We start from the raw sequence: 13,213 nt of genomic DNA on the forward strand, positions 1-13,213 counted from the left end.
GATCTGGAAGCAGGGGTCTGCAGAGGCGCGCGTGGCGCTCGAGACGAGGAACGCCGCCGCCGTCGGCGAGGAGAAGCAGGGCCTCGCGCGGGTGCCCGCGGAGCTGGCCCAGGAGGCGCGGGAGCTCGGTATTGCTGAGCTCGCCAGGCGAGGCCCGCGCGCCCGAGCGGCGCCGCGAGGGCCTCCCCCCGCCTCACGCCTTGATGGCGTCGAGCTCCCCCGGATTGCTGATGCCGGGCCCGTCGATGACCTTGCCCGCGCCGTCGGTGGTGAACGACGGAGCGCTGCCGCCGAAACCAGCCGAGACCGCATCCGACACGCCGAAGCGATCGACCGGTTCCCAGTCGGGCATCCCGGCGCCGAGCGCGTTGATCAACGTCGTGTAGAGCTTGTTCAGCGGGACCGTCCCGCCCGACGAGCCGGTGTTGCCGCTGTTGTCCTCGCCCTCCGCGCCGGTCGCGCAGCTGGCCTCGCTGTTGCCCACCGCGAGGTTCCCGCCCGCGACGTTCACTGACACGCCCTGCTTGAGGTAACCGCCGGCGCTGCCGGCGATCACGATGGGGAGGTTGTTGTTGTTATGCGCGTTGCCATCGGCGAGCTCCGGCAGCCACATGACCGCGGAGTTGTCGAGCATGGTGCCGTCCCCCTCCGCGATGCTGTCGATGGTCTTCACCAGCTTGGCGTAGCGCCCCGCGTACCAGCGGTCGATCTCGTGGATCTGCTCGATGACGCCGCTCACGCACTGGCCGCCGGTGGCGGCGCTCCCGTTCCGGTGCGAGAGCCCGTGATGATCGTGGGTGTGGGCGATGCCGTCCCAATTGAACGTCACGTAGCCCGGCCACTGGAGCACGATGGAGCGGTTGCTGTCGCACATCATCGTGAGGGCGATGAGGCGGATCATCATCTCGCTGCCGAGCGTGTACACCTTCTCGCTGTTGGGGAAGCCGCCGCCGCGGGCGGGGTAGCCCGCCTCGGTGAGCGCGGCGTCCGTGACGCCGAGCGCGACCGCGGCCTCCTCGGTGCAGGCCGAGGGGACGACCTGCTGCTCGGTCTCGCGGAGCAGCGAGAGCCAGTCGTCGACCTTCCTCCGATCGGGGGCGCTCATCTTGCGGGCCTTGAAGGCGCTGAGGTCGGCGCTCACCAGATCGATGATGCTCTCGCCGCGCGCCACGCGATGATCCGCCTCGGTCTCGGCGCCGCTCGCGAAGAGCCCGGTCAGGCTGCTGTACACCGTGCGAGCGTTGGTCACCGGCGCGTACGGCGTCTTCGACGCCGAGTACGACACGATGCCCTTGACGTTCGTGAACGCGTTGCCGACGGAGAGCACGAGCGGGGACTTGTTGGTGCCCTGGTTGAAGCGCTGCGCGATCTCGTGGTCGAGCGAGTGCGACAGCGCCCAGTGCTCCCCGGCGGGATCGAGGGGCGCGCAGGTCAGCTTGCTGCCCATGCCCTGATCGTGCGGATCGAAATGCACCACCCCGTCCACCTTGTTGTTGAAGCCGTTCAGGGGCATCGCGAGCCCGCGCGGGAAGAGCAGCTTCGCCGCGAAGGGGGCGAGCGCTGCGAGGGTCCGGGGCTTCCCGTCCGCCTGCACCGCCTCCAGGGACGCCGCGGTGACGCTCCCGGACCCGCTCTCGATCGTCGGGAACCAGCGGTTCGTCAGGCAACCGTTGTTCGTATAAAAGATCACCAGGCGCCGCGGCGACGGGACCTCCTGCGCTCGCGCGGAGCGGACGAGCGAATTCAAGAAGGGGACCGCGAGCGCTGCGCCACCAATTCCGCGTAGGAATAGCCTTCGGTTCACGGCGCCACCTCCGTCTGCAGTGCACGAACTCGGAACGATTGACTCTGTGTGAGGTCCGCGATCAGGTCGAGGACGGTGTAGCCGCCCTGGGTGAGCTTGGCGCTCAGCTCGTCCACGGTGCAGGCGTCTTCGCTGTTGAGCTCGCGCTCGTAGGCGAACGAGACCCACTTTCTCACGTAGCACTTCTGCGCTTCCGGCGAGCTCGCGATGGCCTCGGAGAGCGCCACCGGGCCGTCGAGCTCCACGACGCTCTGGCCCATGTCGACGCTCACCCGCGTGTCGATCGGCGCGCCCGAGAACGACTCGGTCTGCTGGTAGGCCCCCACGGCGTCGTACGCCTCGAGCGCGAAGCCCGTCGGGTTGATGTACGTGTGGTGGCAGAACTTGCACGCGTCCGGGGCCGTCTGCGCGTCGACGCGAGCGCGGTTGGTCGTGAGGTCTTCGTCCGTGGGCAGCGGCGTGCCCTCCACCATCGGCGGCGGCGGCGGGATGTCGGCGCACAGGACCTCCTTCTGCAGGAACGCGCCGCGCAGGATGGGCGACGTCCGGTCGTACCCCGAGTGCGACACCAAGAAGCCCAGGCGCGTGAAGAGGCCCGAGCGCTGCATCGGGTCGAGATCGACCGGCACGAGCTCCGCGCCGTTGAACTGCGCAGGATCCAGGCCGTAGAGCGGCGCCAGGGAGGCGTTGACGAAGCCCACCGGCGTGGTGACGAGCTCCTGGAACGCCCCGGCCTGGTCGAAGACCACGTGCTCGATGAAGCGATCGGTCTCCTCGGACAAGAGAGGGACCATCGAAGCGTCGAAGTCCGGGAAGGCCGCCGGATCGCGCTGGATGTTCGACCAGCGGGTGCCCGGGCCCATGTGCAGGTAGTGCTCGTGGAAGGCCTTGACCATGCCGCGGCTCTTGGGATCCGCCAGCATTCGCCGCGCCTGCGCGAGGATCTGCTCCGGGGTGAGCAGCGCGTCGGCGTCCGCGGCGGCGAACAGCGCGTCGTCCGGCATGCTCCCCCACAGCAGGTACGAGAGGCGCGACGCCACTTCGTGGCTGTTCAGCGCGAAGTACTCGCCCTCGGGCGTCTCGTTGATCTCCGCGCGCATCAGGAAGGAGGGGGAGACCAGGAACCCTTCGATGATCAGCTGGGCGCCGTCGTCGAACGAGCCGGTCTCCGTGAGCTCCTGGCGACGGGCGAAGAGGGCCTGAAAGCGCCCCCTCTCCTCGTCGGTGAGCGGGCGCCGGAAGGCGCGCCGCCCCAGCGCATCGATGAGCTCGTGCGCGCACGCGGTGCCGTCGCCCTCCGGGGTGCAGGGGATGGCCTTGGCGCGCGCGCCGGGGTCCGCCATCACCGCCGCCGCCACCGTCGCTGCCGCGGTTTTGTATCCATCCCACGCGCGCTGATCGACGCTCCCGACGCCGTCCGGCGCGAGCATCGACGAAGGCTGGCTGTCGATGCCGACCAGATCGCGAATCATGTTGTCGTACTGCGCCTTGGTCAAGCGCGGCAGCGCCGACGTCCGCGGGACGCCCGGCACGCACACCGTCGGCTCGACGCCGGGGCCGGAGCCCGTCGAACCGCTCCCGCCGGTGCCGGCGGCGGCGCCAGGCCCGCTGCCGGGCCCGGCGCCAGGCCCGCTGCTCTCCTCTTCGTCATCCAGGCCGCCGATGTTCGCGATGCACCCGAGCATCGCCGCGCAGCTCGTCGTGAACAGCGCAGGAACGATGAACCGCCTCGCCCACGTGTACATGGCACTCACCTCGTCCGGCGGGGCGCTCACATCGGCCATCGCCCAGACATAGGATGCCTTGTCATGGGCTGCAGATCACTCGTTTTCTCGTATTTTCGTTATGGCGCAAGTTTGTTTTCTGCGCCGAAATGCCCCTGGATAAAACGTTGTCACCGGCGGCGCCCGGACGCGCCCGAGTCCAGGGAACCGGCGGCTCGCTCGTGCTGCTGAAACGACCCGAGGAGAACGTCACAACGCGAGCGACCCGTGGAGTCGGGCCCGACGCGCAGCGCGCCTCATCGTCAAAAGAGAGGACAGGGTAGTGCTCAAATTTGCCCGGAGAGAGTTCACATGAAGGCGGGAAGGCAGGAAGATCATTGATCTTTTCTTCCCGCCTTCCCGCCTTCATGTTCAATTTTCAGCACTGCCGAGGACAGGACCCGGCCGGCCTTGGCGTCGTGGACGATCCGGCGCGACCCCGGAGCGCCGGTCGAGCTGGGCAGGCGCCCGCGACGCGCGGTGCGCCCCACGCGCGTCAAACCACGGCCGGCGGCCCGCCGCCCGAGGAACGCGGCGCGTCCAGGCGGCCGGCGGGGTGACGCTGCGCAATGCGGCGAGGTGCGATATTGGCCTCCATCCATCGGGGACGCAGGGAAGGCCAATTCCGCCATCGCGCCAGGTCTCGTTCCGGCGGCCGCGAGATCTGTAGACAGCGTAAGGCCTCTGAGCTCCACTGGCCTTATGGCGCGCGATAGGAATTTTCTGCGTCCGAACCTCGCCACGCTGTTCGTCCGGGTGGCGCCGCTCGTCCCCGTGCTCGCTTTGGTCGCCTCGCTCGCCGCAACCGGCTGCGCGGGGGGCTCGGAGGTCCCGACAGGGCCGACCGGGACCGGCGGCGCGGGCGGCAGCGGAGGCCTCGGCGGCGCGGGCGGCGGCGGCGGCGGCGACGGCGGCGGCGGCGGCGCTGGCGGGGCCGCGAGCGGGAAGCTCGAGCTCTGCGTCCTCAACGACGGAGGGCCGACCGGCGCGTGCGCGAGCCCCGAGGTCCTCGACTTCGCGTCGGTGCCGGCCGGCCGGCAGCGGACACGCTTGTTCCGCGTCGAGAACCAGACCGGGAAGGACGTCGTCTTCACCGAGGCCGGCATCGCCAGCGCCGACTTCGCCGTCCAGCCGGCGCGCTACGAGCCCGATCCGGCGAGCCCGGGCGCGTGGATCCGCGCCGCCGAGACGCTGCCGGCCGAGACCGAGCCGGGCGGCGCGCTCTATTTCGAGGTGACGTTCACCTCGAGGGGCGTCGCCGGGCCGCTGCCCGCCGATCGGGTGACCGTGGAGGCCGAGATCGGCAGCGCGCGCGCGCCCGACGTGGTGGTGCCCGTCATCGGGCGGTCGGGCAGCTGTCCGGTGGGGACCGCGGCGTGCGACGACGAGCCGGACAACGGCTGCGAGACCGACCTCCTGACCAGCGCGGCCCACTGCGGCGCGTGCGAACAGCTGTGCGTCTCCCCGAACGGGACCACCGGCTGCATCGAGGGGGTCTGCACGGTGTCGTCGTGCACCGACCACTTCGCCGACTGCGACGGCAACCCCACGAACGGCTGCGAGACCAACCTGCTGACCGACGTGGGGTCGTGCGGGGCGTGCGGGACGAGCTGCCTCAAGGAGCACACCACGGCGTTCTGCAACGGCGGCAACTGCAACATCATGGGGTGCGCGGAGAACCACGCCGACTGCGATCTCGACCCGCTGACCGGCTGCGAGACCGACCTCCTGACCAGCGCGGCCCACTGCGGCGGCTGCAACGTCGCCTGCGACTTCGCCCACGCGAGCGAGGCGTGCGTGGCCGGCGCGTGCGAGTTCGGGGCGTGCGACGCCGGCTACGCCGACTGCGACGGCGACCTGACGAACGGCTGCGAGGCGAACATCGGGGCGAGCCTCGCGAACTGCGGCGCCTGCGGCGCTTCGTGCGGCTACCCGGGCGCCGCGGAGGCCTGCCTCTCGGGCGTCTGCGTGATGGGCGCCTGCGACAGAGGCTTCGCCAACTGCGACAACGACCCGGCGAACGGCTGCGAGGTCAACACCGGCACGAGCCTCGCGAACTGCGGCGGCTGCAACATCGCCTGCTCGCTCCCGCACGCCGCCGAGTCGTGCCTCGCCGGCACCTGCGTGCTCGGCGACTGCGAGGCGGGGTATGCCAACTGCGACGACAACCCGGCGAACGGCTGCGAGGTCGACACGAACACCAGCACCGCGCACTGCGGCGCCTGCGGCGCGACGTGCGACCTCCCGAACGCCACCGAGTCGTGCGTCGACGGCGGCTGCGTGCTCGGCGCGTGCGCCGCGGGGTACGCCGACTGCGACGGCGACCCGGCGAACGGCTGCGAGGTCAATCTCAACAGCAGCGCCGCGAACTGCGGCGCCTGCGGCGTCGCGTGCGACCTCGCGAACGGCGCGGAGTCGTGCCTCGGCGGGACGTGCGTCCTCGGCGCGTGCGACCCGGGGTTCGCCAACTGCAACGCGAGCGCCCTCGACGGCTGCGAGGTCCACACGGCGAGCGATCTCGCGAACTGCGGCGGCTGCAACATCGCCTGCGCGCTCCCGCACGCCGCCGAGTCGTGCCTCGCCGGCAGCTGCGTGCTCGGCGCCTGCGAGGCCGGCTTCGCCAACTGCGACGGCCAGGCGGCGAACGGCTGCGAGGCCGACACGCGCACGAGCGCCGCGCACTGCGGCGCCTGCGGCGCGGCGTGCGAGCTCGCGAACGCCGCCGAGGCGTGCGTCGCGGGGGCCTGCGGCCTCGTCGCCTGCAACGCGGGGTACGCGAGCTGCAACGGCATCGACGCCGACGGGTGCGAGATCAGCACCGCGACGGATCCGGCGAACTGCGGCGGCTGCGGGATGAACTGCGCCGCGGCGATCCCGAACGCGGCGGTCGGGTGCGGCGCGGGGGCGTGCACCTTCGAGGGCTGCCTGCCGGGCTTCTACAACGTCGACGGGTCGCTCGCGAACGGCTGCGAGTACGCGTGCACGTTCCTGAGCGACGTGGACCTGCCGGACGACGCGTTCGTCGACGCGAACTGCGACGGCATCGACGGCGACGCGAGCCAGGCGATCTTCGTCGCCACGGACGGGAGCGACGCCATCACCACCCCGGGCACGATGGCGCAGCCGAAGCTCACGGTCATGGGGGGCATCAACGAGGCGGTGGTGCGGGGGAAGACGCAGGTCTACATCTCGCAGGGGCTCTACAACGGCCGGGTCACCCTCACGAGCGGCGTGTCGCTCTACGGCGGCTACAACCGGGCGCTCGGCTGGGCGCGATCCGCCTCGTCGATCGTCACCGTGCGCTCGGGGAGCACGGATGGCGGCTACGCCGCGGCGGTCGAGGGGACGAACATCAACGCGCCCACGACGCTCGATCGGCTGACGATCATGACCTTGGACCTGGGCGTGTCGGCGGCGGGGACCTCGAACTACGCCATGCGGTGCGTCAACTGCACGGCGGTGACGCTGAAGAACAGCAGGCTGGAGGCCGGCAACGGGGCGCCGGGCGCGGCGGGCGGCAGCGGGGCGGCCGGCGAGGCGGGCGGCAACGGGTCGACCGGCGGGGCGGGTAGCTGCGACGACCGAGGCACGCGCACCGGCGGCGCGGGGGGGACGTCGACCTGCGGGCGCGCCGGCGGCAATGGGGGCAACGGGGGCCCCGAAGGGGAGCACGCGGGTAGCGGCGGCCAGAACGGCGTGGGCGGGTCGCTCGGCGGGAACGGGGGCGCGGCGGGATACGACGCCGCCGGGAAGCCGGGCGCAAACGGCCAGAACGGCGCGAACGGCGGGGCCGGGCTGAACGGCACCGGCGGCAACGGCGGGACGATCACCGGCAACCTCTGGCGGGCGAGGGTGGGCAACACCGGCGGAACGGGTGTGCACGGCAACGGGGCCGGCGGCGGCGGCGGCGGCGGCGGGCAGGGCGGCATCATCGCGAACGACGGCGCCGGCAACGGCGGAGGCGGTGGCGGGGCCGGGGGCTGCGGCGGCCTCGGAGGCGTCGGGGGCAACGGGGGCGGCGGCTCGTTCGGGCTGTTCCTGGTGAACTCGAACGGATTCCAGCTCATCGCCAACCAGATCTCCAGCGGCAACGGCGGCAACGGCGGCGCGGGAGGCGTCGGCGGCGCCGGCGGCAACGGCGGCAACGGCGGCAATGGCGGGACGGTGTGCACCAGCGAGGTCGGCGCCGGCGGCAACGGCGGCCGCGGCGGCAACGGCGGCCAGGGTGGGTACGGCGGCGGCGGCGCGGGCGGCGTCTCGTATGGCCTCTACCGCGTCGGCAGCAGCTCGGTGACGTTCGGGGGCAACGTCCTCGCGGCCGGCTCGGGGGGCGCCGGCGGCACCTCGATGGGGTTCCCGGGCAGCGCGGGGGCCTCGGGCAACTCCCTCTGAGAGGCCACGACGGCCGCCCTGCCGCCTTTCGGCTTCACCGCCTCCAGCTCGCCGCACGAGCTCCGCGGCGGGTGGTGGCCGGATTTGAACATGAAGGCGGGAAGGCGGGAAGAACAGATCCATGATCTTCCTGCCTTCCCGCCTTCATGTGAATCACTCTGGGGCAATTGGGCCACCACCCCGCGGCGCTCCCGCGGGCCGGACCGGCGCCGTCGCCGTCATCGAAGCACAGGACAAGCGAGCTATCAGATGAGATTCTGCACCTTCAGTCATCCGCCGCGCGGGACCATGCGGCCAGGCGTCCTCACCAGCGATGGCGCGATGATCGTCGATCTCGGCGATGCCTTCCCGGAGATGCTGTCGATCATCAAGGGTGGCGCGGAGGCGATGGCGCGGGTACGCGACCTGCATGCCAAGGCCGAGATCCGCGTGCCTCTGTCGGAGGCCGAGCTGCACGCGCCCGTGCCGGTGCCAGAGCAGATCCGCGACAGCATGCTGTTCGAGAAGCATGTTCAGCAGGCGATGGAACAGATCGCCAAGATGCGCCATCCCGTGCTCGGCCCATGGTTGGTCAAGCTGGGCATGGTCAAGGTCGCGCCGGCCTGGTATCGGATGCCGATCTATTACAAATCCAATCGCTTTTCGGTGATCGGTCCGGATGGCGACGTCATCTGGCCGCGCTACAGCCAGGTGATGGATTTCGAGCTGGAGCTCGGCTTCTTCCTCGGCAAGAAGGGCAAGGACATCAAGCCGTCGGAGGCGCGCGACCACATCTTCGGCTTCACCATCTTCAACGATTTCTCCGCTCGCGACGCGCAGAGCATCGAGATGCAGAGCATGCTCGGCCCCTGCAAAGGCAAGGATTTCGACACCGGCAACAGCATGGGGCCGTTCCTCGTCACGACGGATGAGATCGGCGATCCTTATCGCTTGCGGATGCAGGCGCGGGTGAACGGCGAGACCTGGTGCGACAGCAACTCCAGCACGATCCACCACAAATTCGAGGATCTGCTGGCGCGCGTCTCGGCCGACGAGACGGTCCATCCCGGTGAGTTCTTCGGCTCCGGCACGGTTGGCGACGGCTGCGGCCTGGAGCATGGGCGCTATCTCAAGGACGGCGACGTGGTCGAGCTGGAGGTCGAGAAGATCGGCGTCCTGCGCAACCGCGTGGTGCGGCAGAAATAATCAGCCGTCGAAGGGTTGCAATCGCGAACGCGACAGAAGGTGCAGATGAGCATGATCGAGCTGAGGTATCAATTCAAGGGCGACGCACCTCGGGACATCACGGTGCGGCTGTTTGATGTCAGACAGGTGCGCGACGCCGACGATCCCGCGCCTTGGGGCATCAACGTAACGATTGTGTGGGGCGCGGAGATCGCGTTCGATCGCCCGCTGGCCGGTGCGGATCCGCTCCACGCTGTGGAGCTGGCTTGTCAGTTTGCCGCCAAGTACATCCGCGGCCGAGCGGAAGACGAGGGTGGCACGCTCGAGCCACCGATCTCGCCCTGAAGGCGACCAGCCCCCCGAACGCGGCGTTCTTCCAACCCACGCCTCGCCCACGGAGACCTCGCAGGAGCACCCAGGCCATTCGAGACCAGGAGCCGCCGCGCCGCCACCGTGCTCCACCGCCTGCCGTCGATCTCCGTCGGGTACACTGCCGGCGCCCCCGCGCCTCCACCTCCTTCACGGAAAGCCCGCCCCCATGAAGCACGCCTTCCTCGCGGCGCTCTCGCTTGCCCTCACCGCGTGCGCCGGACCGCTGGCGAAAGGGCCCTCGCCCGACCTCCGCCTGCGGCACGTCGTCCTGTACCAGAACGGCCTCGGTTACTTCGAGCGCACCGGCGTCATGTCGGGCGAGCGGCTCTCGCTCCGGTTCCGGGAACGCGAGGTCGACGACGTGCTGAAGAGCATGGTCGTCGTCGAGCAGAACCTCGGGCCGAACGACACCCCCTCCACCGTGAGCGCGCTCTTGCCGCGCTCCGGGCAGGCGAGCGGGCCCGAGGATCCCGCCGAGGTCGAGCTCGTCTTCTCGCCGGCCGCGAAGAGGCCCGTGTCGATCGCGTACGCGGTGCCGACCGCCGCCTGGAAGGCGACCTACCGCGTGATCCTGCCGGCCAAGGGGCAAAAGGAGAAGCGGGCGCTCCTCCAGGCGTGGGCGCTCATCAGCAACATCGGCGACGAGGACTGGAGCGAGGTCAACGTGACCCTCGCGACGGGCGCGCCGCTCTCCTACGCCTCGAACCTGCGCACGCCGGCGATGCTCGACAGGCCGGAGCTGAAGGGCGTCTACGACGGCGAGGGCGGCGCGCTCGCCCCCGTGCTCGCGGAGAGCTCGCCCGGGCCCGACGCCGACCGCGACGGCGTGTTCGACCACGAGGACGCCTGCCCGCGCGAGCCCGGCTCGGCGAGCCCGCAGCCCGGCCATCACGGCTGCCCGAAGGCCGTCCGCGCCATCAGCAGCGAGATCCAGATCCTGACCACCGTGCCCTTCGACAAGGGCTCGGACGTCATCCCGCCGCGCGCGAGGCCGCTCATCGAGGAGATCGCGCGCACGATCAAGGGCATCCCGCACATCCGCGTGTTCGAGGTCGAGGGGCACGCGTCGGCCGACGAGGCCGGCGCGGCGGATCTCGCGGCCCGGCGCGCTGCGGCCGTGCGCGCTGCGCTCCTCCAGCTCGGGGTCACGACCGAGCTCGTGACGCGCTCGCAGGGCGCCGCGATGCCCCTCGCCGCCAACGACACCGAGGAAAACCGGCAGCGCAACCGCCGCGTCTACCTGCGCGCCGCGGACGTCGGGCAGGCGCAGGCCCCCAGCCCGGAGCGCGAGGCGCCGGCCGTCACGCCCGAGGCGATGGCGAAGGTGCCGGAGGGCGCGGCGAGCGTGGACGCCGTCGCCGGGGCCTTCCGGTACGCGATCGCGAACCCGGTGACGCTCCCGAAGAAGTCGTCGGCGCTGATCACGCTCATCAACCGCCCGGTCGCGGGCGAGGACGTCCTCCTGTTCCGCCCCGATCCCGCGGCGCCCGCGAGCGCGACCCACCCCTTCCGCGCAGCGCAGATCGAGAACCGGAGCGCGCTCGGCCTCCAGCCCGGATCCGTGTCGATCTTCTCCGGCGGGACGTTCGTGGGCGAGGGCGTGCTCGCGCGCCTTCTGCCCGGGCAGAGCGCGACGATCCCGTACGCCATCGACAGCTCGACCGAGGTGCGCGCGACGAGCATGACCACGGAGGTGCCGGTGCGGGTCGTGTCGCTGTCCCGCGGCGCGCTGCGCGTGGAGGATCGGTACCGGCGCGTGACGGTCTATGACGTGAGGCCCGGCCGGGACGTGCCGGAGACCTTGCTCATCCGCCACGCGCGGGCGTCCGGGTTCGAGCCGCTGGGCCTCCCGGGGTGCACGGACGCGACGCCGCACGCGTGCCTCGTCGAGAAGAAGCTCGCGCCCGGCGCGCCCCAGAAGGTCGTGGTCGAGGAGACGCGGCTGTCCCAGCGCGAGATCCCGCTCGTCCAGGCCGACAGCGAGCGGCTCTCGCTGTACCTGAAGGGCTCGAGCCTCCCGGCCGAGCTCCGCGCGAGGCTGGACCGCGCGCTCGCGCTCCGGCGCGCGCTCGACGCGGCGAACGACGAGCTCGACCCCCTGCGGCGGAAGCGCGCCGAGCTGATCGACCGCGCCGCCGAGCTGCGCGAGAGCCTGAGGACCATCGAGCGCACGCCCCAGGCGGGCAAGCTCCGCCAGACCTTGCTCGACCGGCTCGCCGAGGTGGCCCGACAGTCCGAGGAGACCGGCGCGAAGATCACCCAGCGCGTCGAGGACGCGGCCATGGCGCGCGCCGAGCTCGACGACACGCTCCGCGATCTGGTCATCGAAGGCCGGTGAGCGCCGGAGGACGATTTGGGGAGACCGCGCGGCCGACGGGGAGCCCGAGCGCGCTGTCGAGATCGATCACGGAGACGTCGCGCGTGAAGCGGTCGTCGTCTCCATCACGTACGGCATCACGTACGGCGCCGCGCGGGTACGGCGCCGCGCGGGCGCCGCCGACCTCGGCCTGCGCGATCTCTCGGAACGGCTCGTTCAGCCGTTACTCACTCACGCTGTTGATCGTGTTCCGCACAGTCGAGACCAGGTTGTGGTCCGATTCGCAAATGTGGTACTCTCCGCCCACCAAGCAGAAACGCCCGCCCTCGACGATGCCGGTGAGAACGTACGAGTCACCGTTCACCTTGTAGCATGGGCCGCCAGAGTCTCCCGGCGCCGTGATCTGTCCGAGCGAGTTCGGGACGATCGTGTAAAATTCCGAGTTCGCCCGAGCTATCGAGAGCGACGCGTACCGCCAGAGCCCACCGCCGTCGGTGTCCGGACCGCCGTCGACGTAATACGTGTCGCCGCGCCCGTAGCAGCGCACGGCCGTACCCGGCAGCGTCGATGCCGACGCCGAGGAAAGGAGGTTCGTGTTGGAGTACGGCGTGGTTCCGTCGCGAACGACGAAGTTCGTAGGAACGCGGAGCATACCGATGTTGTTTCCGGCGTTCACCTTCTGCACGGCGGTCTGCGTCACGTCCGCGAGCGTCACCTGTACCGAGCCTCCCGTGCAGTGCTGCGCCGTCAAAACCCAGTTGTTCCGATACAACACACCCGAGCACGAGCCGCCGGAGTGCTGCACGCGCACGAGCCCGCGTAGGATCTGCGTCCCTTCTCGCGCCCGGGCCGACGCCGCGGCAATGATCGCCGATTCGTCGCTCTCGACGTCCTCGATCTCGGGCTCGAGCGCTTCACTGCCACAGCCGAGCGCGAGGCTCGCGCTCGCAATCAAAACGCACCACGAACGATTTCGCTCACGCATGGGTCCCTCACGGAGCAGAGTAGAGCGCGCTCGCGTTCGTGTCTACGGAGCGGAGCGACTGCAGTTCCGGCCCAAGTAAGTACGCGCAACCACGCGCGATCGCGCACCCAGAAGACTCAGGGGCTAGGAAATCCAAACGCGATCCGAAAGTCAATCTCCTCGTTACGGTGGGACCGCTGATGCCGCGGGCCCTTCACCGCGGGCGACGCGGCGGTGCAGGGCGCCCCGCTCGGCCACACCGGAGCCGCCCTCGGCAGCGCAACAGGCGGGGTCGAGGGCGTACGCGGCGAACCTCGATCGAAGCGGTTCTCCAATATTCCACAGCCTACGGCACGAACGCCGAACGGTCCGACAGCGCGAGCGTGAACGCAGCCTTGGACCTCACCGGGGTGAAGTCCTGCGTGAAGTCGAGCGTG

General features: G+C 70.6%; 7 protein-coding genes. 4 read left to right on the forward strand and 3 right to left on the reverse strand.

All coding sequences use genetic code 11. The annotated features are described in order from the left end of the window. Window positions 1-193: 193 nt before the first annotated feature. On the reverse strand, window positions 194-1,804 hold the full coding sequence (locus WME98_RS03570; protein WP_437949967.1) for a DUF1552 domain-containing protein: 1,611 nt from the start codon (window positions 1,802-1,804) through the stop codon (window positions 194-196). Beyond that, window positions 1,801-3,549, reverse strand: coding sequence for a DUF1592 domain-containing protein (locus WME98_RS03575; protein ID WP_437949968.1), 1,749 nt, complete (start codon window positions 3,547-3,549; stop codon window positions 1,801-1,803). The genes WME98_RS03570 and WME98_RS03575 overlap by 4 nt, the downstream gene beginning before the upstream one ends. A gap of 720 nt (window positions 3,550-4,269) precedes the next feature. Between WME98_RS03575 and WME98_RS03580 the strand changes: the two genes are divergently transcribed. The 4 genes from WME98_RS03580 to WME98_RS03595 all read left to right on the forward strand — a co-directional run bounded on the left by WME98_RS03580 (window position 4,270) and on the right by WME98_RS03595 (window position 11,833). Beyond that, the gene (locus WME98_RS03580) at window positions 4,270-7,959 is read left to right on the forward strand and encodes a hypothetical protein (protein ID WP_437949969.1); all 3,690 of its coding nucleotides are present in this window, start codon (window positions 4,270-4,272) and stop codon (window positions 7,957-7,959) included. A 321-nt stretch (window positions 7,960-8,280) separates the two neighbouring features. Further along, window positions 8,281-9,144 carry a fumarylacetoacetate hydrolase family protein gene (locus WME98_RS03585; RefSeq protein ID WP_437949970.1) on the forward strand — a complete coding sequence of 288 codons (864 nt, stop codon included), beginning with the start codon at window positions 8,281-8,283 and terminating at the stop codon, window positions 9,142-9,144. A 45-nt stretch (window positions 9,145-9,189) separates the two neighbouring features. Beyond that, the gene (locus WME98_RS03590) at window positions 9,190-9,468 is read left to right on the forward strand and encodes a hypothetical protein (protein WP_061627642.1); all 279 of its coding nucleotides are present in this window, start codon (window positions 9,190-9,192) and stop codon (window positions 9,466-9,468) included. 193 nt (window positions 9,469-9,661) lie between these two features. Continuing rightward, on the forward strand, window positions 9,662-11,833 hold the full coding sequence (locus WME98_RS03595) for an OmpA family protein (protein ID WP_437949971.1): 2,172 nt from the start codon (window positions 9,662-9,664) through the stop codon (window positions 11,831-11,833). Window positions 11,834-12,035: 202 nt separating this feature from the next. Here the strand turns inward: WME98_RS03595 and WME98_RS03600 are convergent, their stop codons facing one another. Beyond that, window positions 12,036-12,797, reverse strand: coding sequence for a trypsin-like serine protease (locus WME98_RS03600; protein ID WP_437949972.1), 762 nt, complete (start codon window positions 12,795-12,797; stop codon window positions 12,036-12,038). Window positions 12,798-13,213: the final 416 nt, after the last annotated feature.

The organism is Sorangium sp. So ce296 (genome assembly GCF_051529605.1).
Lineage (GTDB): Bacteria > Myxococcota_A > Polyangia > Polyangiales > Polyangiaceae > Sorangium > Sorangium cellulosum_D.